At 61.9% G+C, this 26317-nt stretch carries 19 protein-coding genes and 1 pseudogene; 17 read left to right on the top strand and 3 right to left on the bottom strand.

What is annotated here, in order from left to right; all coding sequences use genetic code 11:
- Positions 1-9: 9 nt before the first annotated feature.
- From CYJ10_RS16305 to CYJ10_RS16265, 9 genes and pseudogenes are all read left to right on the top strand, one after another.
- Entirely contained in the window at positions 10-1494 is a 1485-nt protein-coding gene (locus CYJ10_RS16305; RefSeq protein ID WP_101682536.1) for an aldehyde dehydrogenase, read from the top strand.
- Entirely contained in the window at positions 1491-2456 is a 966-nt protein-coding gene (locus tag CYJ10_RS16300) for a VOC family protein (RefSeq protein WP_101682535.1), read from the top strand. Before CYJ10_RS16305 ends, CYJ10_RS16300 begins: the two co-directional genes overlap by 4 nt.
- A 38-nt stretch (positions 2457-2494) precedes the next feature.
- On the top strand, positions 2495-3451 hold the full coding sequence (locus CYJ10_RS16295; protein WP_101682534.1) for a PDR/VanB family oxidoreductase: 957 nt from the start codon (positions 2495-2497) through the stop codon (positions 3449-3451).
- A 220-nt stretch (positions 3452-3671) separates the two neighbouring features.
- A complete protein-coding gene (locus CYJ10_RS16290) occupies positions 3672-5045 on the top strand; it encodes an MFS transporter (protein WP_101682707.1) in 1374 nt (457 codons plus the stop codon).
- A 168-nt stretch (positions 5046-5213) separates the two neighbouring features.
- Positions 5214-6748: pseudogene (locus CYJ10_RS35220) on the top strand (M20/M25/M40 family metallo-hydrolase).
- Positions 6749-7194: 446 nt separating this feature from the next.
- Positions 7195-8016 carry an IclR family transcriptional regulator gene (locus CYJ10_RS16280; protein ID WP_101682533.1) on the top strand — a complete coding sequence of 274 codons (822 nt, stop codon included), beginning with the start codon at positions 7195-7197 and terminating at the stop codon, positions 8014-8016.
- A gap of 117 nt (positions 8017-8133) precedes the next feature.
- Entirely contained in the window at positions 8134-9093 is a 960-nt protein-coding gene (locus CYJ10_RS16275; protein ID WP_101682706.1) for a Bug family tripartite tricarboxylate transporter substrate binding protein, read from the top strand.
- Positions 9094-9210: 117 nt separating this feature from the next.
- Positions 9211-9651, top strand: a complete 441-nt coding sequence (locus tag CYJ10_RS16270) for a (2Fe-2S)-binding protein (protein WP_101682532.1) — start codon at positions 9211-9213, stop codon at positions 9649-9651.
- Positions 9635-11818: a xanthine dehydrogenase family protein molybdopterin-binding subunit gene (locus CYJ10_RS16265; RefSeq protein ID WP_101682531.1), complete on the top strand. Its 2184-nt coding sequence runs from the start codon at positions 9635-9637 to the stop codon at positions 11816-11818. Before CYJ10_RS16270 ends, CYJ10_RS16265 begins: the two co-directional genes overlap by 17 nt.
- A gap of 112 nt (positions 11819-11930) precedes the next feature.
- On the opposite strand, the gene CYJ10_RS16260 is transcribed toward CYJ10_RS16265, so the two are convergent.
- From CYJ10_RS16260 to CYJ10_RS16250, 3 genes are all read right to left on the bottom strand, one after another.
- A complete protein-coding gene (locus CYJ10_RS16260; protein WP_101682530.1) occupies positions 11931-12770 on the bottom strand; it encodes an IclR family transcriptional regulator in 840 nt (279 codons plus the stop codon).
- Between the two features lie 44 nt (positions 12771-12814).
- Positions 12815-13945 carry an FAD-dependent monooxygenase gene (locus tag CYJ10_RS16255; RefSeq protein ID WP_101682529.1) on the bottom strand — a complete coding sequence of 377 codons (1131 nt, stop codon included), beginning with the start codon at positions 13943-13945 and terminating at the stop codon, positions 12815-12817.
- A gap of 430 nt (positions 13946-14375) precedes the next feature.
- Positions 14376-15248, bottom strand: a complete 873-nt coding sequence (locus CYJ10_RS16250; RefSeq protein WP_101682705.1) for a LysR family transcriptional regulator — start codon at positions 15246-15248, stop codon at positions 14376-14378.
- Between the two features lie 105 nt (positions 15249-15353).
- On the opposite strand from CYJ10_RS16250, the gene CYJ10_RS16245 reads away from it, so the two are divergent.
- The 8 genes from CYJ10_RS16245 (at position 15354) to CYJ10_RS16200 (ending at position 26088) form a co-directional block, all read left to right on the top strand.
- Positions 15354-16418, top strand: coding sequence for an alkene reductase (locus tag CYJ10_RS16245; protein ID WP_101682528.1), 1065 nt, complete (start codon positions 15354-15356; stop codon positions 16416-16418).
- 723 nt (positions 16419-17141) lie between these two features.
- Positions 17142-17612: a hypothetical protein gene (locus tag CYJ10_RS34145; protein ID WP_180862957.1), complete on the top strand. Its 471-nt coding sequence runs from the start codon at positions 17142-17144 to the stop codon at positions 17610-17612.
- Positions 17613-17665: 53 nt separating this feature from the next.
- The gene (locus CYJ10_RS16235) at positions 17666-18142 is read left to right on the top strand and encodes a copper resistance protein (protein ID WP_257993365.1); all 477 of its coding nucleotides are present in this window, start codon (positions 17666-17668) and stop codon (positions 18140-18142) included.
- A gap of 72 nt (positions 18143-18214) precedes the next feature.
- The gene (locus CYJ10_RS16230; protein ID WP_101682526.1) at positions 18215-19516 is read left to right on the top strand and encodes a TolC family protein; all 1302 of its coding nucleotides are present in this window, start codon (positions 18215-18217) and stop codon (positions 19514-19516) included.
- A complete protein-coding gene (locus CYJ10_RS16225) occupies positions 19513-21048 on the top strand; it encodes an efflux RND transporter periplasmic adaptor subunit (protein WP_101682525.1) in 1536 nt (511 codons plus the stop codon). The genes CYJ10_RS16230 and CYJ10_RS16225 overlap by 4 nt, the downstream gene beginning before the upstream one ends.
- On the top strand, positions 21048-24218 hold the full coding sequence (locus CYJ10_RS16220) for an efflux RND transporter permease subunit (protein ID WP_101682524.1): 3171 nt from the start codon (positions 21048-21050) through the stop codon (positions 24216-24218). The genes CYJ10_RS16225 and CYJ10_RS16220 overlap by 1 nt, the downstream gene beginning before the upstream one ends.
- Positions 24215-24559: a copper-binding protein gene (locus CYJ10_RS16215; protein ID WP_101682523.1), complete on the top strand. Its 345-nt coding sequence runs from the start codon at positions 24215-24217 to the stop codon at positions 24557-24559. The genes CYJ10_RS16220 and CYJ10_RS16215 overlap by 4 nt, the downstream gene beginning before the upstream one ends.
- A 1073-nt stretch (positions 24560-25632) precedes the next feature.
- Positions 25633-26088: a hypothetical protein gene (locus CYJ10_RS16200; RefSeq protein ID WP_101682521.1), complete on the top strand. Its 456-nt coding sequence runs from the start codon at positions 25633-25635 to the stop codon at positions 26086-26088.
- Positions 26089-26317: the final 229 nt, after the last annotated feature.

The following is a 26317-nucleotide window of genomic DNA, read 5'->3' as shown; positions in this document are numbered from 1 at the left end:
TAATTCCTCATGACGACGCAACAAGTCCTTCCTATCCTGATTGCCGGTGAGTGGCGCCTGGGCGGCGGAGACCGCTATGCCACCCGCTATCCCGCCACGGGCGAAGTCGTGGCTGAACTGAACGCGGCGAGCCTGGCCGACGTCGAGGAAGCCATCCAGGGCGCGCATCAGGCTTTCCGCGTCAGCGGCTGGGCACAGCGCAAGCCGCACGAGCGCGCCGCCGTGCTGTATCGCGTGGCCGGGCTGATCCGTGCCAAGTCCGAAGCGCTGGCCCAGCGCCAGCGGCTGGACAATGGCAAGCCGATCAGCGAGACGCGCGCGTTGGTGGCCAGCGCGGCTGCAACGTTCCAGTTCTTTGCCGCCGCACTGGAGACGCTGGAGGAGCAGATCACGCCGCAGCGCGGTGATTGCCTGACGATGAGCGTCTACGAGCCGATGGGCGTGGTGGCGGCCATTACGCCATGGAACTCGCCGATCGCCAGCGAAGCGCAGAAGATGGCGCCCGCACTGGCTGCCGGCAACGCTGTGATCGTCAAGCCGGCCGAGGTGACACCGCTGATGGCGCTCGAACTGGCAGCCATCTGTGAAGAGGCCGGCGTGCCCAAAGGCCTGATCAGCGTGCTCCCAGGCAAGGGTTCCGTGATTGGCGACGCCATTACCAAGCACCCGCTGGTGCGCCGCGTGTCCTTCACGGGCGGCACCACCACGGGCAAACATATTGCCCATATCGCGGCCGACAAGATGATGCCGGTATCCCTGGAACTGGGCGGCAAGTCGCCGACGATTGTCTTTGACGATGCGGACCTGGACCATGCGGTAAACGGCGTGCTGTACGGCATTTTCAGCTCGTCGGGCGAGTCGTGCATTGCCGGCTCGCGTCTCTTCGTGGCCCGCTCGCAGTATGAGGCGTTCATTGATCGCCTGGCTGCCGGCGCCGCGAAGCTGCGCGTGGGTGATCCGGCCGACGAGCGCACCCAGATGGGGCCGTTGATCACGGACCGGCACCGCGACAGTATCGAGTCGTACGTGGCGGTGGGTGTGGAAGACGGCGGCCAGTTGCGCACCGGCGGCATTCGCCCCGATGTGGCCGGCCTGCCTAACGGCTACTTCTATACGCCGACCATCATCGAAGGGCTCGACAACAACGCACGCATTTGCCAGGAGGAGATCTTCGGGCCGGTGCTGGTGGCAATGCCGTTCGACGACGAGGAAGACCTGATCGAGCAGGCCAACGACAGCGTCTACGCGCTGGCGGCCGGCATCTGGACGCGCGACTACAAGCGCGCGTGGCGGGTGGCACGATCCGTGCAAGCCGGTAACGTCTGGATTAACACCTACAAGCAGTTCTCGATCTCGACACCGTTTGGCGGCTGGCGCGACAGCGGCCTGGGCCGCGAGAAGGGACGACTTGGCATCCTGCAGTACATGGAGCAAAAGAGCGTGTACTGGGGACTGAATGAACAACCGCTGCCGTGGGCCGGAGACTGGAAATGAAAGTATTGGGAATTGACGAGATCGTCTACGGAGCCGACGACTTCGACGCATGCCGCGGCTTCTTTGGTGACTGGGGCCTCGCCATCAAGCGCGACGACGCGCAGGGCCTGGACTTCGAAACGCTGAATGGCTGCCGCGTGCTGGTGCGTAAGACGTCCGATGCGGCGCTGCCGCCCGCCATCGAGGAAGGTCCGACGCTGCGCGAAGTGGTGTGGGGCGTCGACAATGAGGCATCGCTGGCGGCGATCCGCGAGCGTATTGGCGACGAGCCGACGTTCGTATTGCAGCAGGACGGTGCACGCATTGGCTGCACCGATCCGAACGGCCTGGCGGTGCGCTTTCAGGTGTCGCGCAAGCATGAGGTGCAGGTGGAATGCGCGCGGATGAATACGTGGAATGACAAGCCGCGCATGAACGAACGCAGCCCGATCTACACCCGTGCGATTCCCATCGAGGTGGGCCATGTGGTGTTCTTTGTGAAGGACGTGAAGGCCACCGAGCGCTTCTATATGGAGAAGTTCGGATTCGTCCAGTCGGATAACTATCCCGACCGCGGAGCGTTTCTGCGTTGCGCGGCAGAGGGGGGGCACCACGACCTCTTCCTGCTGCAACTGCCGCATGGCAAGGCCGGGCTCAATCACGTGGCGTTCACGGTACGCGATATCCACGAGGTGTTTGGCGGCGGCATGCACATGTCGCGCACCGGCTGGGATACGCAGCTCGGGCCGGGACGCCACCCGATCTCGTCGGCGTACTTCTGGTACTTCAAGAATCCGGCGGGCGGTCTGATCGAGTACTACGCCGATGAAGACCAGCTTGATGCCCATTGGGAGCCGCGCGAATTCGAGCCGGGCCCGACTATGTTCGCCGAATGGGCGATCGAGGGCGGTATCGATGGCAATACCCGCCGGCAGAAGAATGCCGGCGGTCCGGAAGGCAAGTTCCTGACGGAAAAGCGTTAAGCGTCTGGAAGGTCGGAAGTAGATAGAAGGAAGCCCCCATGAGTGCGAGCCAATCTTTGACACTGCGCGTGCAGGCCATGCGCTTCGAGGCGCGCGGCGTCGTCAGCATCGAATTGCGTGACCCGGAAGGTGCCCAGTTGCCTGAGTTTGCGCCCGGTGCGCATATCGATCTGCATCTGGCCAACGGCCTGGTGCGTAGCTACTCGCTATGTGGCGCGCCCGAGCAGCGCGATCGCTATACCGTCGGCGTGCTCAACGATCGCAACAGTCGCGGCGGCTCGCGCTTCGTGCATGAGCAACTGCGCGTGGGCACTACGCTGACCGTCGCGACGCCGCGTAACCACTTTGCGCTGGAAGAGGAGGCCACACACACGGTGCTGGTGGCCGGCGGTATCGGTGTGACCCCGATCGTGTGCATGGCCCGGCGCCTCGCCGAGCGTGGCCGAGCGTTCACGTTGCTGTACTGCGCGCGTTCCCGTGCGGAGGCCGCATTCGTCGAACAACTGTCAGCCTATGGCGATGCCGTGCGCTTTCACTTCGATGACGAAGTGGGTGTGCCACCGGATCTGAAGGCCATGCTGGCCGGCCAGGACAAGACGACGCATTTCTATTGCTGCGGCCCGGGCCCGATGCTGAACGCGTTCGAGTCAGCCTGCGAAGCGCACGACTACCCCAACGTCCACATCGAACGATTCGCCGCAGACCCCGCGACCGAATCCGTCCAAGAGGGCGAGTACAGCGTGCAACTGCAGCGCTCTGGCAAGAATGTGCGCGTACCGTCCGGCAAGTCGCTGCTCGACGCCCTGCTGGAGGCGGGCGTGCAGGTGGAGTACAGCTGCCGCGAGGGCGTGTGCGGCTCGTGCGAAACGGCGGTGATCGAGGGTTGTCCCGATCATCGCGACAGCGTGCTCAGTATTAGCGAGCGTGCATCGAACAAGACCATGATGGTCTGTGTGTCCGGTTGCAAGGGCCAGCGCCTGGTGCTGGATCTCTGACCGAACCCACGCCGCGCCCCAAGGGGCGTGGCAACGAAGACTGCCCGCCGCCATGGTAGAGCCGCACGTTCAGGGACGAAGCGACCACGCGGGTGACTGCCCTACACGATTCCGGAAAGAGATACCCGTGTTGATTCAGAGAAAAGACGCCGCGCCCTCGATGCAGGGCGCGCAGGCGGGCACCGTGGCCTACGGTGGCGCAGCGACCGGCGATGCCGCGATGCAATCCCAGACCCAGTCTGCCACGCAGGTGACACGCGGGCAGATCATCGCCCGCATCGAGCGCATGCCCGGCAACTTGATGCACGTGCGCGCACGATTGCTGATCGGGTTGGCTACATTCTTCGATGGCTTTGACGTGATTGCCATTGCCGCGACGCTGCCGCTCCTGATCGCGAAATGGTCGCTGTCGCCTGGCCAGATTGGTTTGCTCATTGCGGCGCCTTCGGTAGGTCAACTGGTGGGAGCGCTGCTGTTTCCGGCGCTGGCCGAACGATTTGTACGGCTGCGTTCGATTGGCTGGAGTGCGGGCATCATCGGCCTGATGAGCCTGGCCTGCGGATTCGCGCCATCGTTCGAGATATTTCTGCTGCTGCGCATCGTGCAGGGGCTCGGGCTTGGCGGCGAATTGCCCGTGGCGGCGACCTACATCAACGAGGTGACCCGGGCCCATGGACGCGGCAAGTTTGTGCTGCTGTATGAAATCGTGTTCCCGATCGGCCTGATGGTGTCGAACGCGCTGGGCGCCGTGCTGGTGCCGCGCTATGGCTGGGAGGTCATGTACTTCCTGGGTGGCGTGCCGCTGGTGCTGTTCTTTGTGCTGCGTCGGCTGATTCCGGAATCGCCGCGCTGGCTTGCGGAAAAGGGTCAACTGGCGGAGGCTGACCAGGCGCTGCGCCAATTCGAAGCACGTGCCAAGCAACCGCTTGCGCCGGTTGGGGACACATCGAAGTTTGACGCGATGGGCAACCATACGCGGCGCCGGGTGCGTGACCTTGTGGGCAAGGCCTACCTGGGGCGTACGCTGGCCGTGTGGATGCTGTGGGCGACCTGTGGCTTTATCCAGTACGGGCTGTCGACATGGTTGCCCACAGTGTACAAGACGGTCTACCACGCGCCGCTGCAGCTTGCGCTGAATCTGGCCGCCGGCGCGTCGGTGCTCGGGGTGGTCGGCTCGCTGGTCTGCGCACTGCTGGTGGACAAGGTGGGACGCAAGCCGGTCATCAACGTATCGTTCGTGCTGTGCGCCGCGTCACTGGTCCTGGCAGGCGTGTTTCATGCGTCGTCAGTGTATGTGGTGGCCACGTTCTGTGCGATGGCGATGGGCTTCCTGGCGAGTGGTTTCATCACGGCCTATGTCTATACGCCCGAACTGTACCCAACCAGCGTGCGGGCGATGGGCTGTGGGTTGGGCGGCGCGTGGCTCAAGGTTTCGGCGATCTTCGCACCCGGCATCATTGCGTCGACGATCGGGTCGGGTAACCTGAGTGTGGCGTTCTATGGCCTCGCCGTGGTGCCACTACTGGCGGCGGTCACGGTGCATTTCCTCGGCATTGAGACCAAGGGGCAGGTACTTGAAGAACTCGAGGTCTGAGCGGCGCCCTCGGTGTCGTCGTTCGCCCTGCCGCCGACTTTCCCGGCAGGCGGGGCTTTTTTGTTAGCACGATCTGCGGCCATAATGCATGTCGTCATACAACGACCAACGAGGAGAGACATGCGCACCCCATCGGGCACCCCCAATCGTTCCCGCAGACTGCCACTCATGGCATCGATCGCCCTGGCTTGCCTGGGTGTGGCAAACGCTGCCACGCTCGATCGCAGTCAGCTGGAACAGTCGGCGAACCGCGCGGCAGCCGCCAGCTATCGCGAGTGGGTCGAACTGTTGGCAATTCCGAACGATGCCACGGTGCCCGCCGATATCGAAAAGAACGTTGACTGGCTCGTCAAGGCGTTTGCCCGCCGTGGATTCCAGGCGCGGGCGCTGGCAAATGGCGACAAGCCCATGATGTATGCCGAATACACGGCCCCCGCCGGCGCAGCAGCGACAGCGCCGCGGAAGACCGTGCTGTTCTACATGCATTTGGACGGCCAGTCGGTGACACCATCCCAATGGGCGCAGAAGAGTCCGTGGGAAGCCACGCTCAAGGCGCGCTCGGCCGATGGTAAATGGGAGCCGCTGCCGCTGGACAAACTTTACGGTGGTCAGGTTGACCCCGAGTGGCGCCTGTTTGCGCGGTCTTCATCGGACGACAAGGGACCGATCGTGATGTTCCTGGCAGCTTTCGACGCGCTCAAGGCGGCGGGGGTGGATCCGGGGGTGAACATCAAGGTACTGCTCGACTCAGAAGAAGAGAAGGGTTCGCCTTCGCTTGGTCAGGTCATTGCGCAGAACCTTGCGCTACTTCGCAATGATGGCATGGTCATCTTTGACGGCCCGATGCACCAGAGCAATCAGCCTACGTTGGTATTCGGCAACCGTGCATTCAACTGGTGCAACTGAAGGTCTTTGGCGCCAGCCAAGGGCTGCACAGCGGCCACTACGGCAACTACTCCGCCAATCCGGTGCAACGCATGGCGAGTCTGCTGGCATCGATGAAGGACGAGAATGGCCGCGTCACCATTCCCGGCTACTACACCCCGGTCAAATTCGACGAACGCGCCAGGAAGATCATGGCGGCCGTGCCGGACGATGAGGCTGCCTTGAAGCGTCGGCTGGGCATCGCCAGCGCGGAGAAGGTCGGTGCGAATTACCAGGAGGCGATGCAGTATCCGAGCCTGAACGTGCGCGGCATCGTCGCGGGCGACGTCGGCCCCAAAGCGCGGACCATCATCCCGGAAGTGGCGATTGCCGACATTGATCTGCGTACGGTGCCGGAGACACCGCCCGAAACGCTGGTGGCGCTGCTGCGCAAGCATATTGAGAAGCAGGGCTATCACCTCGTTAATGGCGAGCCCACAGCGCAGGAACGGGCACGGTACCCGAAGCTGGCGTCGCTGACCGCTGGTGAGGTATCGGCATCGAGCTCGGCGGCGCGGACGGACCTGGATGCGCCGGTCAGCAAATGGCTGCAAGGTGTTATGCGGGACACCTACGGCAAGCCTCCCGTGCAGATTCGCATGATGGGCGGGACGGTGCCGACGGGCGCCGCCGTACAGGCACTGAAGTCGCCATTCGTGATCGTGCCCCTGGTCAATGCCGACAACAACCAGCATAGCTTCGATGAGAACATGCGGATCGGCAACTATCAGGACGGCATCCGGACCGTGATGGGAATTTTGCAGACGCCGTTCAAGTAAGACGAGGTAAGACGAGGCGGTCGCTATTGCAACAAGCATGGCACCGCCCGCTGCCTTGTGTCGTGACGACGTGCGATAAAAAGTGGCGGGGGGCAGGGTACGCCTCGTCGCAAATCGACGGCTTCGACGCGCCGTAATAAGGCGCCGTTCGCCCGAAACATCTCAGTGATCAGCTCGCAACGCTTATTGTGCGCAACTTCGTGCCGAAGTGCGATCGAGCAAAATTCTCCGCGTTCTTGTCAATGAGGGTTTAACTTAAGTTGATGAATCAACTTGCTTTGCCTACATTGAAGCTGTTCCTGATTTGAATCTAGGTTTCATAGATAAAACACATCTGCTACTGTTTGGGATGCGATGGTGCGCCTTGGGCGCATCGGCGGTGGGGAGCATGGTATATCGATCCATTGCTGTCCACTGGCAAACCGAACGTTAGGCAGAGAGAGACCATGAACAAAGACACTCCCGTAGAGGAGACGCAGGACAAATACATCGTGCCGGGCCTGGAGCGGGGACTTCGGCTGCTGGGTGAATTCAGCAGCAGGGACCGGACGTTGTCGGCAGCGGAACTGGCGAGGCGGCTGCAGGTGCCGCGCTCGACGGTATTTCGGTTGCTCGCCACGCTGGAGATGATGGGTTTTGTCGAACGCACCGATGGCGGCCGGGAGTTCCGGCTCGGCATGGCGGTACTGCGGCTGGGATTCGATTATCTGGCATCGCTGGAATTGACCGAACTGGGTCGCCCGTTGCTGGACCGCCTGCGTGACGAGATTCACTTTCCGTGCAATCTCGTGGTGCGCGACGGGCGCTCGATCGTGTACGTGGCCAAGTCGGTGGCGACCCGCCCGTTTGCAAGCACGGTCAACGTCGGGACGCGACTCCCCGCGCATGCCACGGTGCTTGGTCGGGTGTTGCTCGAGGATCTGTCGCTGAACGACCTGCGGGTGCTGTATCCGGAGCCGCGTCTGGAGGTGTTTTCGGAAAGCACTCCGCGTACGGTGGAAGAGTTGTACGAGATGGTGCAGCGCGACCGGCAGCGTGGATATGTGCTGCACGAGGGCTTCTTCGAGGCCAGCATTTCGACGATCGCCGCGCCAGTGCGTGACCGTACCGCGCGTGTCGTTGCCGCGCTGGGCGCCACGATTCCGGCGGCACGGATTGATCCGTCACTGCTGGATCCGATGGTGGAAAAGGTGCGTGAGGCAGCGGCTGAATTGTCGCGCTTACTGGATTACCGGCCAGACCTGAGCGGCAGGGTGGCTGGCGGATGACATAGCCGCAACCCCAACTGGCAGGAAGAGGAAATGCAGGACCCTAGCCCCCAAACCGGCGCCCCCGGCGGCGCCGATGCCCACCGGCACCGCACCTCCCGATGGCTGCGCAGCGTGATGGTTTGCGCGAGCGCCGCGGGTTTGCTTATGGGTCAGGCGGCGCACGCCACGACAACCTGTTCCACGGTGCGCATCGTGGTGCCATTTCCTGCGGGGGGTGCGGCAGACCAGCTGGCGCGCACGGTGTCGCAAGGGCTGCAGCAGCGCAGGGGGGCGACCATCGTGGTGGATAACAAGCCGGGTGCCAATGGCAATATCGGCATCGATGCCGTGCGCCGCGCGCCTGGTGATGGATGTACATGGCTGGTGGTGCCGGCCGGCAACCTGACCATCAATCCCACCCTGTTTCCCGCGCTTTCCTACAACGTGCCGCGCGATTTCCGCCCGGTTTCGCTGCTGGCCAGTTCGCCAAACGTACTGGCCGTACATCCATCCGTGAAGGCACGCAATGTGGCCGAACTTGTGGTGCTGGCAAAGCAGGCGGAGCAGAATAAGGCGCCCCTGGGCTATGCAAGCCCCGGGGTCGGTAGCGGCCTGCATCTGGCGGGCGAACTCTTCCGCCATAGGGCAGGTGTCGCGATGCTGCACGTCCCCTATAAAGGCACAACGCAGGCGGTCAACGATGTGGTAGGCGGTCAGGTGCCGGTCCTACTCGGTACGTGGCCGACACTGGCACCGTTTGTCCAGTCCGGTGCGCTCCGCGCGATTGCGGTCACGCAGTCCAAACGCTCGCCCGCCGCCCCCGATGTGCCCTCGCTCGCAGAGCAGGGCATGCCCGGTATCGACGTCAGCTCATGGTATGCGCTGATGGTGCCGTCGGCTACGCCGAAACCAGTCGCCGATGGCCTGTCGGCCGATATCCACGCGCTTTTCACCACGCCGACGGTGCGCGGCGATCTGCAACGCCAGGGACTGGAACCCGTGGCGAGCACGCCCGAAGCCCTCGCCGCACGTATCCGCGATGAAACCGCGGCGTGGGCCACCCTGATCCGCACGTACCACATCACGGCGGAATAGTCGCCGCGCCCAGGCGGCGCGTCCCTCCCTGACCCTTTACCTGAGTCGTATCTGGCCGCACCCTGCGCCGTGCAGGGTGGCGTGCGGCCGTCATTTTCCTGCACCAGCGAGGCAACCATGGATTTTGTGTTGAACGGAAAAGCGACCCGCTTTGACGGCGACGGCGATACGCCGCTGCTGTGGGTGGTTCGCGATGACGCCGGTCTGACCGGTACCAAGTACGGCTGCGGCATCGGTGCCTGTGGAGCCTGTACTGTGCATGTCGATGGCAACGCCCAGCGGTCGTGTGTCACGCCCGTATCGACCGTGGCGGGGCGCAATGTGACAACTATCGAAGGTCTGTCGCCGGACCGATCCTCAACAGTGCAAAAGGCGTGGATTGCCAAGGATGTGCCGCAATGCGGCTACTGCCAGTCGGGCATGGTGATGGCGGTCAGTGCGCTGCTCAAGCAGAACCCCCATCCCACCGACAAGGATATCGATGCCGCTGTCAGTAACCTGTGCCGCTGCGCCACTTACCACCGCATCCGGGAGGCCGTCCATGCTGCTGCAAAGTGAAGCGTTGTCGAGCCCGTCGCGTCGCGGGTTTCTGAAGGGAAGTGCTGCGCTGGCAGGCGCGCTGTGCATTCCGCTGCCAGTGCTCGCCAATCGCACGGTGGACAGCGGCCCGCATGGCACGCACGAGATCACGGATTGGATCTGGATCGAGCCGAGTGGCAAGATTACGCTGGGACTGTCGCAGTGCGAGTGCGGCCAGGGCGTCTACACGGGTATGCCACAGGTGCTCGCTGACGAGCTCGACGCGGACTGGCAGCACATCACCGTGACATTCGTCACCGGTCGCGATGCCTATCGAACCGGTGCCGCCTATGAGGAGCCGCAGCAGTTCGTCGGGGCATCGATGTCGGCCACACTGTTTTACCAGCGCCTGCGCATCGCGGGTGCCCAGGCGCGCGAGGTGTTGACGCTGACCGCAGCGAAGCGGCTGAAGGTGCGCCCCGGCCAGTGTTATACCGAGAACGGACGCGTGTACCACGGTGGGACAGGACGTTCTATCGGGTACGGCGAACTGGCCGAGGAGGCCGCAAAGCTGCCGCTGAATCCTTCGCCACGCTTGAAGAACGAGGCCGCACACCGGCTGATCGGCAAGGACCTGCAGCGCCTCGATACGCCGGCCAAGGTCGACGGATCTGCGGAGTTCGGCATCGATGTGCGCGTGCCGGGCATGCTTTACGGCGCCCTGAAAATGCCGCCCACCGTTACGGGCAAGGTTACCGGCATCCGGAATGCCGATGCCGTGAAGGCGATGCCAGGCGTGCAGGCCGTGGTACACGCGCCGGACGCGGCTATCGTTGTCGCCACCAGCTTCTGGCTGGCGAAGAAAGGTGCCGATGCCCTGGAGATCAACGTCGACCCCGGCGCCGCCAAGGATCTCGACAGTGACAACATCCTGGCCGCGCGCAAGGCAGCGCTGGGCGCGGTCGAAGCGGTGGTGGCCACGAAACTGGGCGACCCCGATGCGGTGCTGGCGGCGGGCGGAAAGTTCGTAGAGGCCGACTATCACACGCCCTACATCGTTCACGCGACGATGGAGTCCGTGAATGCCACCGTCCATGTCCGTGAGGATGCGATCGAGGTCTGGGGGCCGATCCAGGGCCAGGATTTCGTGCGCAACGCACTGGCCAAAATCTATCAACGCAAGCCGGAAACGATCATCGTCCACACCACCTTCGTGGGCGGTAGTTTCGGGCGCAAGTTCCTGCCGGATTTCGTGGTCCACGCGGCACGCGCCTCGGCGGCCGTGGGCAAGCCGGTCAAGGTCATTCGCTCGCGCGAGGACGATATTCGCCATGGTTTCTATCGACCCGGTGTGTCGGGCCGCTTCCGGGCGGTGCTCGACGACAAGGGGCTACCCCGCGCCATGCACGCGCGTTTGACCGGACAGTCGCTCTATGGCGTGATCAAGGCCGAGCGCATGGCGCAAAACGGTGGCTGGGACGAAACGATGCTGGAGGCCATCTACGATTGCGTGTATCGCGTGCCGAATCTCAAGGTCGACATGATCGATGTGAAGCAGCCGATTCCGGTGAGCTTTATGCGCAGCGTGGGTTCCACGTCGAGCATCTTCATGCTCGAAAGCTTTGTGAACGAGATGGCCGATGCTGCGGGTATGGACCCGTATCGCTACCGTCGTCTGTTACTGACCCACAGCCCGCTGGCAGTGCGCACGCTGGACGCGGCTGCCAAGGCTGCCAACTGGGATCGCAAGCCGGCACCCGGTGTCACGCGCGGTTTCACGTTCAACCTCTATACGGGACGTGGCGAGGCGTTTCAGACGTATGTGGCGATGGCGCTCGAACTGGTGCGTGACGGCAAGACCTTCAAGGTTAGGCGCGTGGTGTGCGCGGTGGAGTGCGGCCGCGCGATCAATCCGAATTTGATCCGTGCGAACATCGAAGGCGGCATCGGCTTTGCGCTGACCAATACGCTCAAGAGCGAAGTTACATTCAAGGGCGGGGTCGTCCAGCAAAGCAACTTCCATGACTACCCGTTGCTGCAATTGGCGGAGATGCCGAAGATCGATGTGGTCATAGTCGATAGCGACCGATCGCCCCAAGGCTGTGGGGAAGTCTCGCTCGGGCCGGTCGCGCCGGCGGTGGCGCATGCGCTGTATCAGGCGACACGGTCGCGGCGGCGGTCGATGCCGATGAAACTCGAAGCGTAGTCGCTATAGATAGGTCTCCAGCTCCTCGCCGCACAAGGCAGGGGCTGGCCCAATCCGGGTTGGCATCGCTGCGTTGAGAACCCGCCGGATGCTTTCGGTCTTAACAAGCGGCTTATGGCTTGCGGTAACCAAGAAGTTTGGAAAGATCCCTGGCAGCCAGCTTCACTTCACGTTCAGTGCGTTCGCGCAATGCGCCGTCGGCCTCGAAGCGTTGCTGGGGACCTGCCACGCTGATGGCCGCGATGACGTCGCCGGCCACGTCATGCACCGGCGCGGCGCAGGCATCGATGCCTGGCTCGAACGCGGAGAAACTCCACGCGCAGCCGCGCTCGAGATCGGCGGCCAGGATCTCGGCAAGGCGTGCGTGGGTGGCCGGACTTTGTCCGGTTACTGTGGGTAGCGGATCGTCGCCAAGCCGTTCGCGCAGCGCCTCGGCCGACAGATGAGCAATCAACATGCGACCTGGAGTCGTCAGATGGGCGGGCACGCGGCTGCCGACCTGAATGTTGCTGACTAGCCCGGCATTGGGCATCTCGCGCAGCAGATACAGGACATGGCCGCCGTCGGGTACCGCCAGATAGGCCGAAAGCTGCAGCGATTCACTCAGTCGCGCGAGGACGCGCCTCGCGAGCGACGTGAGATCGTTGGAAGCTAGTACTTGCGACGCCAGTTTCAGGAACGGGAATCCTACCGTATGCCCGCCCTGCGGGAGCCGCTCCACCACGCCCTCATGCTCGAGCGTGGCGAGCAGACGCATCACGGTGACGCGGTTCACGTCGATGCGCCGGCCGACTTCGCTGAGATTGGCCGTCGAGTTTCCCTCGGCAATATAGCGCAGGAGCCGCAGACCGCGTATGACAGGCGTTACCAGTTGCTGGCCGCTTCCATCATCGACATCATCGTTGACGACGGGTTGAACGGCGGTATTGCGCAGCGAATCGGGCTTTGGCATTGAATAAGACGATGGAAACGAAAGGAGCCTGCTGTGCGCGGCGTTTACTGCAGCGGCACATTCCAAGCGTCGTAATCGTACACCCAGTCCGCGTTGCCACCGGCCTTGAGCCATTCGTTGCCGCGTGATCCGATCTGGATGCGACTCGTGCGGTCATGCCGCGCGGCCTGGTAGCGGCCGAGCGCCATCGGGACGGTGTCCGGCGTGGCGGCAGCCAGGCAGCGCGCGAGCACGACGCCGTCCTCGATGGCCATGCCTGCGCCTTGCGCCATGAACGGCATCATGGGATGGCAGGCATCGCCCATCAGCGCAATATGCCCGGTCGACCACGACGGCAATGGATCGCGCACGTACAGCGCGGAAATCAGCACGTCGTCGCAAGCGTCAAGCAATGCGCGCGCATCGGGGTGAAAGCCGGCATAGGCGGCGCGCAGGTCTTCCACTCGGCCGGCCGTCGTCCATGATTCGTGGCGCCAGCTGTCTTGCGCTACCGTGGCAAACACGAAGATTTCGCGGCCCCGATTGAGCGGGAACGTCACGATCTGGCTCGTCGACTCGGGTCCCCACCATTTTGTGAAGGCACCAACGTTTGGCACGCCTGCAAGCCGCTCGGCGGGTACGACGGCACGATACGCCACCACACCGGTAAAGATTGGGTGTTCCGTACCCAAGATGGCCGAGCGGACCACCGAATGAATGCCGTCCGCACCAATCAGCACGTCCACATCCTGATGGCTTCCATCAGCAAACTGCAGCGTGGCACCACGCTCGCGCGGCACGATACCCGTGGCTTTGTGCGCAAGCTTCACGTTGGCCGCGGGTACGGCCGCTTCCAGCGCGGCCATCAGATCGCCTCGGTGCATGGTGAGTTGCGGGGCGCCGTACCGACGTTCGGCCTCGTCCGACATGGCGAGACGCGAGGTTTCCTCGCCGGTGTCCCAATTGCGGCTGATGCGGTGCGTGGGTCGCGCTGCGGTTTCGCGTAACGCGCCCCCCACACCCAAGCCGTCTAGTGCACGCACGGCATTCGGTGTCAGGTTGATGTCTGCGCCCACGCGCGCGAAGCGAGCCGCCTGCTCGAACACGACAACGTCCATACCAAGCTTGCGCAACGCGATGGCGGCCGCCAGGCCACCAATGCCGGCACCGTTGATGCCGATCTTTCCTGAAAACATGGGGGCACTCCTCTCTACTGGTGTGATTTGTCGTGAGACGTATTATTAGTGTATGTTCAAAAATGAACGAGATGTCCATAAAAGAATAAAACGGCACAAGGGCCGACGTCAAGCGTTGTGCGTGCGAGTCGCGGGTACTTGCTTGTCATCCAGGCTTGGGAAACGGAGGCGTGCGCTGTATGTCGGGCGCTAGCGGATCGCTACGGTGCTCACAGTGTTCGGTGACGTGACCTACTGTCCACGTGAATCGGGTGGGCGACCGTGGCTATGTCAATGGCTCGGTCGGCAAGCTCCCATACAGCGTGCTGACGCATCGTCACGCGGTTTGATAGCGACGGCTGTCAGCGATGTCGGGTAGCAGTAGATGAAAGTACGGTCCATATGAGGTTCGACGAAACCCGAAAGCTCGTCGGCTCCGAGGCCGGCGGCGCTATCGCCTTAATCTCTCCTGCAGGAACTCGATGAAACGTTGGGTCTTCGCCGGAAGCAACCGGGTCTCGGTGATGGCGTACACGGACATCGGCGCACCGTGCCATGCCGGCATAACGCGCTGCAGTTTTCCACTGGCCACGTCATCGGCGACGACCTCTTGGGGCATCAAGACGATGCCCATGTCCAGTGTCGCAAGGCGACGGATCATGCCGACGCTGTTGAGCGTAAAGCGACTACCCACTGTCACCGTAGTGGCGCGCTTGGCGTCATGCAATGTCCACGATCCCGCTTTCAGGATCCCCAGGCACTCATGCCGTGCCAGGTCAGTGGGTTTGGTTGGTGTGCCCGATCGCGCCAGGTAGCCCGGCGAGGCATAGAGGTGGGGTGTGAGTGATGCCAGCGTGCGCGCTATCAGCTGTGAGTTTTCGGATTCCCCCATGCGGATGGCGACGTCGAACGGTTCACTGACGAGGTCGACCCGTCTTGGCGTCAGGTCAAAATCGAAAGTGATGCCGGGGTAAAGGCGGGAAAATTCGGCGATCAACGGCGCCAGGTACGTCACGGCGAAATCTACCGGCAGGGAGGCGCGTAACACGCCACTGGGTTGAGCCAGCATGTCGCCGAGCTGCTCGTGTGCTATGCGGGCTTCATCGACGATGCGTCTGCAGCGTTCGAAATAGATCTGACCAGCTTCGGTCAGTTCGATTTTGCGGGTCGTGCGATGTAGGAGGCGAAGTCCGATCGCCTTCTCCAACCCGCTAATGCGTCGTGACACTGTCGAGTTTGGCATACCCATAGCCTCTGCTGCGAGACGAAAACCTTTGGCTTTCACGACCTCGACAAATAGGGCCATGTCATTAAGCAGTTCCATGAGCATTGCTCCATCAATGGATCAATGTTCTCCAAATTACCATATTTATTCCATACAAGGATCGCGCGATGATGGCCTCCATCCCATTCAATCGAGGATTTCATCGTGAGCAAACTGTTCGATCCCGTCCGCGTTGGCCGTTACACCCTGCAGAACCGGTTGGTCATGGCGCCGATGACTCGCAGCCGCGCCCAGCGCGATGGCACCCCGGGCGAACTCGCCGCCGAGTACTATGCCCAGCGTGCCAGCGTTGGCCTCATCGTCACTGAAGGCACGCAGCCTTCGGATGATGGACAGGGCTATCTGACCACGCCAGGCATCTACACGGACGCGCACGTTGCGGGATGGAAGAAAACCACCGATGCCGTGCATGCCAGGGGCGGCCACGTTTTCATCCAGTTGATGCACGCCGGGCGCATGTCGCATCCGGATAACACGCCGCATCACCGGCTGGGGGTCGCGCCGTCTGCCATCGCACCGGGTGCGCCGATGTTCACGGTCACGGGTATGCAGGACATTCCTGCGCCGCGGGCGCTGACCACAGAGGAAGTGCGCCAGACCGTCCAGGATTTTCGATATGCCGCGCGCCGCGCAATCGAGGCCGGAGCCGACGGCGTTGAAATCCACGGTGCCAACGCTTATCTGATCCAGCAGTTCTTCGCCCCGAGCGCGAATGCGCGCACCGACGAATACGGTGGCTCAATCGAAAGCCGGGCGCGATTTGCCATCGAAGTGGCCACGGCAATTGCCGAGGAGATCGGTGCGGACCGTACGGCAATTCGCCTGTCGCCGGGCACGACGCTCTGGGGTATCGATGAAGGCGTTAATGGGCCGGATTTGTACCGCCACCTGGTGGCCGAACTGGACAAGCTGGGGCTGGCATACCTGCACATCATGCATCAGGGCAACGAAGCGCTGTTGGCCGACGTCGGCAAGCTCTGGCATGGCACGTTGATCTTGAACCGGCCCGGGCGCTCGAGGGAGCAGGTGGGTGCCGATCTGGCGACGGGGCTGGCCGATCTGGAGGCGTATGGCCAGATGATTCTGGCGAACCCTGACTTCGTCATTCGACTCAAGGAAGGAGCGCCAATGAACGACGCAGACCGCAATGGCTTCTTCGGTGGTGCTGCGCAAGGGTATACGGATTACCCGACCTTGAACGAAGCTTAGGTCGCGACGAGCCCGGCCATGGTGGATGCAAGGTCGCTATCGAGAAGCCCCGGGTTGGCCAGGCTCACTCCCGTCTAGGGCGATAGTGATCGGTGGCCCCGATGTCTGGAGGAGACCGACGGAAGGCGGCGCCGATGGCCAAGATTCGGCAGAAGGCGCCGGCATGGTGCCGAAATGTGGCGAAAAAACGTTTGACATTGCCATTGTGGGAACGTCTACGCTAGCCAAACTTCCATCACCACTGCGCGCAATCGTGAAGTCCACCTTCGCACTGTGTCGCGTGATTGTCTGGGCCTGGTTCGCAGCGATGCTGCTGATGGGCTCGGCGTCCGCCGCATATGTCTGTCCCATTGAAACCAGCTCTGGCGGCATCAGAGCGCATGCTGCCGACTGTGCGGACTACGATCAACCCGCATTGTGCGCGGCATACTTTCGCGGTAGCGCGGTCAACACCCTACAGGTAGACCCGCCCATGGGCGGTGATCCCTCTCGCGCCCGATCCATCGCGCCCGAATGTCCCTGGCATGGCGCGGCGAGCCTGACGGTGGGCCGACGGGATGTGCCGTTGGGTGGGTCTTCTGTGCCGATCTATCTGGTGACAGCCCGATTGAGACATTGAAATTCGTTTTGTCGTGTCGCGTAGCTGGCAAGGCTCGAATCGCGTTGTGCGTTTCGCCTTTCAGCAAACTCATCGAATTTCAAGAATTTCAACGGAAAATCATCATGAATGTCATCAAGATCAGTGTTGTACTGGCATTTGCAGGTACGGCTGTCACCGCTTTTGCGGGCCCAGACTGGACTGTCATTGAGCGCGCCCGCCTGGCTGCGCATCTCGCCCAAGCAACGGTAGCGCAACTGCAGCAACCCGAAGCGGTCACCTGCGTTCAAATGTTGCATCGGTCATCCATGTCCAAGCCTGATTCGCTATCGGAAGGCAACGCCGTTGGATCGTATAGAAACACGGGCAGCGGATGGAACAGTTTGCCCCTGGTCTGGACCAATATGCTGACGTCGGTCAAGGAAATGCGCAGTCCGTACCTGGATGGCGGCCGTACTGTCACGCCGGTCCTCCCTGCTGATGTAGACATGTCGCTGGCGGGGATGGACAGTACAGGAGTATCGGCGCCGCCTTCCAGGGCACGCGATCCCTACACGGACGGCGCGCGCGTTCATGACGACGCACAGCGAGCCTGACGCGTAGGACGAAGGCGGGCACCGACAGCCGTTCGCGTTGCGGTGCCCAGCCTTTGAAAACTGAATCGAAAGCGGTTATTCTCGTCACAATTCCAACACCATCATTCATCGTGCGATCCTTGGTCCGCCGGCACGCTTGGTTTGCCGGTCTCCTGCTGGTTGTGTTCCTGTCAGTTCAGCTGGCAACGGCCGCCTATGCCTGCACGACAGGCGCGAGTGCGGTCGGGGAGCCCACGCAGCTGGAGGCAATGGACGGCATGGGGTGTTGTCCCGATATGGCGGATATGGAGGATCAGGGCGCCGCGCAGTTTAACGGCGAGAAGGCGTTCTGCATGGGCCATTGTCAGGCGGATTCCAAGCACGCCGATCATCCGGCTCCGCAGATTCCCCCATTCATTCCGGTCCTTGTCGGCAGCCTGGTCGAGCCGCCAGTGCAGGGCCGTGCATCGTTTTTCGTGATGCGCGCTAACGCGCAGCCGCGCGCGCCGCCCCCGCCGCACACCATCCTCCACTGCTGTTTCCGCACGTAGCCTCCGAAGCCACGCCACAGTCTTGTCGCTCCCACTAGCACGGGAGTGGTGGTCGTCGTTTCCGGAGGCTTTATGTCATTCCCGCCTTGCCTGAGGTGGACGCTACGATTGGCGTCCATGCTTGGCATGTCGATGGCGCTTGCCGCGCCATCGCATGCCGCCCCTGCCTTATCCATTGAAGAGGCCGCAGCGCTCGCCACATCGCGCGCCAGCGACGCCGAGAACACGCGCGGCGCCATCGAATCCGCCGTGCAGATGGCTGTCGCGGCCGGGCAGTTACCCGATCCGATTCTGAAGTTCGGCCTGAATAACGTACCGGCAGACGGTCCGGACAAGTTCTCGCTAAGCCGTGACTCCATGACGATGCGTTCCATCAGCGTCATGCAGGAGTTCACCCGCGCAGATAAGCGTCGAGCACGCTCCGCACGGTTCGAAGCCGAGGCCGCTTCTGCCGACGCTCAGCGAATGGTTGGTGTCACCAATGTCCAGCGTAGCGCCGCTGCGGCCTGGATCGATCGGTGGTACGCCGAACAGGCTGCCACTTTGCTTGGCCATCACAGTCATCCGTTGAGCCTGACACTGGAAGCAGCGAACGCGGCCTATCGCAGCGGTCGCGGTACGCGAGCAGACGTGTTGGCGGCACAGCTTGAACTGCAGAAGCTGCGCGACCGCGAAAGCGAGAACCAGGCGGCCCTGGACGCTGCCAACGTAAATCTATCGCGCTGGATAGGTGCCGACGCATCGCGACCGCTCGGCGAGCGCCCGACACTGAAAGTGCCGCCACTTGCAGAGCAACTCATGCGCGCCCGGTATGAAGGCGTGCCGGAGATCGCGGCCGCCCAGCGCGATGTCACGCTTGCAGAAAGCGAAGTCCGTGTGGCCGACGAGTCTCGCAAGCCGGACGTTACCGTCGAGTTGATGTACAGCCAGCGCGGGTCCGCCTACTCAAACATGGCATCGGTCAATGTCAGCGTTCCGCTGCTGTGGGACCGCGCAAACCGGCAGGATCGGGAGGTGGCCGCTCGACTCGCACAGGCCGAGGCCGCGCGCGCCAAGGCGGAGATCGTCCAGCGCAATACCGACGCTTTGGTGGGCACGCGCTTGGTCGAACTGCGTCGCAACCTCGAGCGCCTCAAACGCTTCGACGACGCTACGCTGCCGCTGGCCAACGCCCAGGCGGACGCTGCGCTGACGGCGTATCGCGCCAATACCGGATCGTTGCTCGCTGTGGCGGAGGCCAATCACCGCGCCATCGACACTGCGCTGGAGCGCTTGGCCCTTGAGCAGCGAACAGCCCGGGTTTGGGTTGAGTTGACGTTCCTAGCACCCATGCCCACGGCGCAAACCGTCTCGACCAACAAGGATTTTCAATGAACGCCCGACTGAAAGTCGCCGTGACGTGCCTGATCATGGTCGGAGCGGCTGGCTACGGCGGTTACCGCCTAGGCAGTTTGCACCAGATCCAGACACTGTCGGAAGCCGGCAACCAGGCCAAGGCCGGTGATATCGATCCGAAGACCGGCAAGAAGATTCTGTACTGGCACGATCCGATGGTCCCGGGCCAGCGCTTTGACAAACCGGGAAAATCTCCGTTTATGGATATGCAACTGGTGCCCGTCTATGCGGATGGCGACGGCCCAGACGGAGGCAACAGCGGCGTCACAATTGACAGCCATGTAGCCCAGAACCTGGGCATTCGAACGGTAGAGGTTAAGGCGGCGCGCATGGGCACTGTACTGGAAGCCCCTGGCAACGTGGCGATCGATGAGCGCAGCATCCAGGTCGTTCAGGCGCGTACGACGGGATTTGTCCAGCACGTAGGCGTGCGTGCAACCCTCGATACGGTGCGGCGGGGGCAGATACTGGTCGACCTCTATTCGCCGGACTGGATAGCGGCACAGGAAGAATACCTTGCGGTCGCTCGCCTACCGTCGGGGACGCAAGGCGACCTTGCCAGTGCGGCAAGAGCGCGCATGCTGCAGTCCGGCATGACACCTGCACAGGCCGATGCCGTGGTCCGATCAGGCAAATTGCAGTCGGGGCAGGGCATTGCCAGCCCGCTCGATGGTGTAGTCACCGAGATTGGCGTACGCGAGGGCATGACGGTCACACCCGGCACGACGCTCTTCCGACTGGCCGACCTTGGCCAGGTATGGGTCATTGCCGAGGTGCCCGAAGCCCAGACGAGGCTGGTTGCCCCGGGCCAGACTGTCACGGTTTCAGCGACGGGCGTGCCGGAGCCTGTGGCCGGCAAGATCGATGCGATCCTGCCGGACGTCAACGCCGCCACGCGAACCGTAAAGGTGCGCGTCATTCTGCCGAACAAGCAGCGCAGACTGATGCCGGGCATGTTCGCGAGCATCCGATTTGAAAGTAACGATCGGGAAGATGTGCTGCAGATCCCGTCGGAAGCGGTGATCCATGCTGGCCAGCGGAATCTCGTCATGATGGACGCCGGTCAGCAAGGCTACGTGCCCACTGAAATTCGCATCGGACGTGAATCGGAGGGGATGGTCGAAGTGGTTTCTGGTCTGAAACCCGGACAGAAGGTGGTGGCATCTGGCCAGTTTCTGATCGATTCTGACGCCAGTCTTCGCGGGACGCTGAGCCGGATGGCGCCAGCCGGCGATGTCTCCGCGTCTGCCGCCGCCGTTCAGGAGCACGAAGGCACGGGCCGAGTCGAGTCGGTGAACCCGGATGGCCTCACCATCTCTCATGGACCAATCCCCTCGACAAAATGGGGCGCGATGACGATGGACTTTGGGACGAATGATCCGGCGCTGCTCAAAGGCGTAAAGCCGGGAGATCGTATTCGCTTCCATTTCCGTCTGGACCAGGACGGCGTGGCCACACTGTCGGCGGTTCAACCTGCAGAGAAGCCGGCAACGGCCGGTGGAGGCAAATGATGATTGCGCATGTCATTCTCGCGTCCATCCGCAACCGCTTCCTTGTCTTGCTGGTGACGGTCATGGTGACCGTCTGGGGCTTGTGGGCGGTGCACAGCATACCTTTGGACGCCTTGCCCGACCTGTCGGACACGCAGGTCATCATTCGTACCCCGTTTCCTGGACAGGCCCCACAGCTCGTCGAAAACCAGGTGACCTATCCGCTGACCACCACAATGCTGTCCGTGCCCGGTGCGAAAACGGTGCGTGGCTATTCCTTCTTCGGCGATTCCTTCGTCTACGTGCTCTTCGAGGATGGTACTGACCCCTATTGGGCACGTTCGCGGGTGCTGGAGTATCTGAACCAAGTGCAAGCTCGCCTACCAGCGGCGGCCCGGCCTGCACTGGGGCCTGATGCCACTGGAGTGGGCTGGATCTATGAGTACGCGCTGGTCGACCGCACGGGGCAGCACGACCTGAGCCAGTTGCGGGCCCTGCAGGACTGGTTCCTCCGTTTCGAGCTGAAATCGTTGCCGAACGTGGCGGAGGTTGCATCGCTCGGCGGCATGGTGCGGCAGTATCAGATCGTCCTGATGCCGGATCGACTGCGGGCCTACAACCTGTCGCAGGGTAAGGTACTGTCGGCGATTCGCGGTGCCAACCAGGAGGCAGGAGGGGCGGTACTGGAACTCGGAGAAGCCGAGTATATGGTTCGTGCGTCAGGCTATCTGAAGTCGCTCGACGACTTCAGGCAGATCCCCATTGAGACGAGCAACGCCGGCATTCCAGTACGGTTGGGCGATGTTGCGACGATTCAACTCGGTCCGGAGACGCGACGCGGTCTTGCCGATCTCAACGGAGAAGGCGAAGTTGCCGGCGGTGTCATCGTAATGCGTTCGGGCAAGAATGCACTGGAAACCATTGATGCCGTCAAGGTCAAGATGGATGTGCTCCGAAAGAGCCTGCCGCCCGGCGTGGAGATCGTTACTACGTACGACCGCTCGGCGCTGATTCATCGTGCAGTCGACAATCTGAGCCACAAGCTCATCGAGGAATTTGTGGTGGTGGCACTGGTTTGCCTGGCTTTCCTGTTCCATTTGCGCTCCGCGTTGGTGGCGATCGTTTCGTTGCCACTAGGCGTGCTAGCCGCGTTCCTGGTGATGCGCTATCAAGGGGTCAATGCAAACATCATGTCGTTAGGTGGTATTGCCATCGCGATTGGTGCCATGGTTGACGCCGCTGTGGTGATGATCGAGAACGCGCACAAGCATCTAGAACACTGGCAGTTTGATCATCCAGGCGAGTCGTTGACTGGAGAGGCGCGCTGGCGCGTGATCGGAGACTCGGCTGCTGAGGTGGGGCCAGCCCTGTTCTTCTCGCTGCTGATTATTACGTTGTCTTTCGTGCCAGTGTTTACGCTGGAGGCGCAGGAAGGTCGCCTGTTCTCGCCTCTGGCATTCACCAAGACCTACTCGATGGCGGCAGCGGCTGGCCTTTCCATCACGCTGGTGCCCGTGCTAATGGGCTACCTCATTCGCGGCCGCATTCCGGCGGAGCAGGCGAACCCGGTCAATCGCTGGTTGATTTGGGTCTATCAGCCGATGCTTGCGAAGGTGCTGCGGTACCCGCGCACGACGGTGGTTGTGGCTGCGATCCTGCTGGCTGCAACCGTCTGGCCAATCCTGAGGACTGGTGGAGAATTCATGCCGCCGCTGGATGAGGGCGATTTGCTCTATATGCCATCCGCATTGCCGGGTCTGTCGGTCGGCAAAGCGGCACAACTGCTTCAGCAAACCGACCGGATGATCAAGTCGGTGCCCGAGGTGGCGACCGTGCATGGCAAGGCTGGCCGGGCAGACTCCGCTACCGACCCGGCGCCGCTCGAGATGTTCGAGACCACGGTCCAGTTCAAGCCGCGTGACCAGTGGCGTGCCGGCATGACCCCGGACAAACTGGTGGAGGAACTCGATCGCGTGGTGAAGGTGCCCGGGCTGTCCAACATCTGGGTCCCACCAATCCGCAACCGTATCGACATGCTGGCCACTGGCATCAAGAGCCCGGTCGGCATCAAGGTTGCGGGTACTGATCTAAAAGAGATTGACCGGATCGCCACACGCATTGAGGAGACTGTGAAAGCCGTGCCAGGGGTCACATCGGCGTTGGCCGAACGCCTGACCGGTGGCCGCTACATTGACGTCGACATCGATCGCGCTGCCGCTGGTCGTTACGGGCTCAATATCGACGCGGTGCAGAGCGTTGTGTCGTCGGCGATTGGTGGCGACAACGTTGGCGAGGTGGTGGATGGACTGGCGCGCTTTCCGATCAATTTGCGCTATCCGCGGGAGTATCGTGATTCGGTCGAGCGGTTGCGTAGCTTGCCGATCGTAACGGACCGTGGCCAGCAGATCGTGCTGTCTGATGTGGCGCGTATTCAGGTAGTGCAGGGCCCGCCGATGTTGCGAAGTGAGAATGCGCGGCTATCCGGTTGGATCTACGTCGATATCCGCGGGCGAGACCTGCGCTCTGCGGTGCGCGACATGCAGACAGCTGTGGGCAAGGCCGTGCCGATGCCTGCGGGCTATTCGCTCAGTTGGTCTGGCCAATTCGAATACCTGGAGCGTGCCAGTGCAAAGCTGAAGATCGTGGTGCCATTCACGCTACTGATCATCTTTGTGCTGCTCTACCTGGTGTTTGGTCGAGTCGACGAAGCCGTCTTGATCATGGGCACGCTGCCGCTGGCGCTGATCGGGGGATTCTGGTTGCTCTACCTGCTTGGCTACAACCTTTCCGTGGCGAGCGTGGTCGGCTTTATTGCGCTGGCCGGCGTGGCTGCCGAGTTCGGCGTGATCATGCTGCTTTATCTGAAGCATGCTTGGCAAGATCATCAGACGCGAGGCGAAAGTGATGTGGCCGCATTGCTCGCTGCCATCCAGGAAGGCGCGGTGCAGCGCGTGCGGCCCAAAGCGATGACCGTGGCGGTCATCCTGGCCGGTTTACTTCCCATCATGTGGTCCCATGGCACCGGATCGGAAGTCATGCAGCGCATTGCGGCACCAATGGTTGGTGGCATGGTGACCGCGCCAATCGTCTCGCTGTTCGTCGTTCCCGCAGTGTATTTGTTGATGCGTGGTCGGCAAACGAAAAACGCTTCCCCTATCTCTCACTCCCTCAACCTTAAGGAGAAAGCATGAAAACCCTGAACGTGACACTGGCCGCGATGGCGCTTGGGCTGGCTATGGGCACCGCGCTTCCGAGCATCGCCGCAACCATGGACGGTATGGAAATGACATCGCCTGCGGGGGCGATGAAGGTCCCCCGGCCGGTTCCTGCCGAAGTTCGGAAGATTGATGCGGCAACTGGTAAGGTGACCCTCAAGCATGGGCCCATTGGAAACCTGGGGATGTCTGCCATGACCATGGCATTCCCGGTCAAGGACCCGGCAATGCTCAAAGGGCTGAAGGAAGGAGACCAGGTGTCAGCAACATTCGATACGGTTGATGGCAAAGCCACTGTCGTGGATCTACGAAAGTAACAGTCTGCCATTGGCATGGCGGTGGTTCAGCACTTCACGGTTGAATCACCTGACGACTGGGCACTTCTAGGTGCCCGCTTTCCACCGGCTCGCGAGGAACGTGCTTGCCGTTCAACGGCTTCTCGGACATACCGGGCCCGGACGCAATGTGCGGTATCTCGGCAACGGGGTGGACGGATCAGGAAGGCCTTGGTGCGGACGATCCGCGCGTATTGTCGATTCGAAAGATGCGGGGATGACTCCAACCGATTCGGAACGTGATAGTCGCCGAGATTCTCCCCGCGAGCACAAATCCCGCATGGAATGCGTTAACGGCCCGGTTCGGTGATCTCGAACTGCACGTCATTTGGGAACGTGCCTCGTGCTCGGAGAACCTGCATTCTCATGTATGGCGTTGGCTGGAGGGTTTTCAGTTCCTTTTCACAGCCAAAAAATAAATTCTCTAGCGCTGTCCTATAGCGAGTACAGTGGGGGTGCCCCGTGTGCGGGTGCGCCTGAATGGCGCGGATGGGTGACGGTGCGCCGTGAACTCGATCACGCAACATCGGGCATATCTCATTGCTGGAGCTCGCAGGAAGACGGGCCGAAATCGATGGCCTTTTGGAGTATTGAGGGTTACTAACTCAAGTTGTGTTTGAATGCGAGAACTATGTTCGAGAGTCTGATGTACAAGGATTGCCATGTAAAATTTGACGTTGTCGAGAGGACATATAGGCACTGGCATTGGTCCTATACCATCGACGGTCGCACGACATTCAGCAACCATGGAAGCGCCTATCCGACTCGCGAGCTTGCGGCGAGCGACGCAATGAACGAAGCGCTGCTTCGAATCGACAAGAATCCGGTCACGGCTCGCACGATGGTTGCCCTTACACACGGTCATCCCCTGCAGGAAGCATGTTGGACTTGATCAAATTCTGCTGAATTTCCCTGAATCGGAAACCAGCAACTGAGGGTTCGATCCGCCGGGCCTGCGTCTTTTAGTCGTTGAGGATGCCAAGTGCCATTGAGCTGCTAAGGACGATGGAGCGTTCTTTCGTCATGCTAGGCTTTCACGAACTTGGGAGCGTCACGTGGCTTCTACCTACAGGCGGTACACGATCAACTGTAATCCGCAACTGCTTGGCAGCGGCGAGTACAGCCCCCATCTGGTTGTGACGGAGCATCGTGCCAATTCGGCTGTTGATCACGTGATCGATCTTGGCCCGGATGTCTATCGGACAGCGCAAGAGGCGTCGCAGAAAGCGACAAGCGCCGGCATGCGCTGGGTCGATGCGAGGATCGGCCCGATCCATCGTTATGGGGACTTTGGTTACGAAGTGTCCGCGGCATCAAAAGTGCAGGCTCGATGGACTGGTGAAGTTCGCGTATATGGTTCCAGTTCACCGGCGAACATCTTCGATCGGAGAACGGGCTACCTTACTGCGCCTGGCATATTCCGTTCAGATGGCGAGGCCATGGTTGTCGCACGAGCCTATGCCATCCAAATGATCGACGCGGGAACCCTGTTCACCTGGGCCGACGCGTAGGCTCACGGCAAGATCACAGGCTGATTTGCCGGTCCCACTGCCTACGCCATGCCTGCTGCTTTAGGTGCCGCCGCCACGACCGATCAACGCGCGATCCGTTCTCGCCGTAGCTGTCCGGCATCCCGAGAGCGTGGACCAGGGCCTGGGCGCAGGCAGTAGGATTCGCTCAATCTCATAAAGCGAACTCAGGGTCACTTCACTTCGTTCTATCACCTGTCGTGCTTTCCGG

Origin of the sequence: Cupriavidus pauculus, assembly GCF_002858765.1 — a bacterium.
Classification (GTDB): Bacteria; Pseudomonadota; Gammaproteobacteria; order Burkholderiales; family Burkholderiaceae; genus Cupriavidus; species Cupriavidus pauculus_B.
Note: the sequence above shows the minus strand (reverse complement) of the source record. Positions and strands in the feature narration are given on the sequence as shown.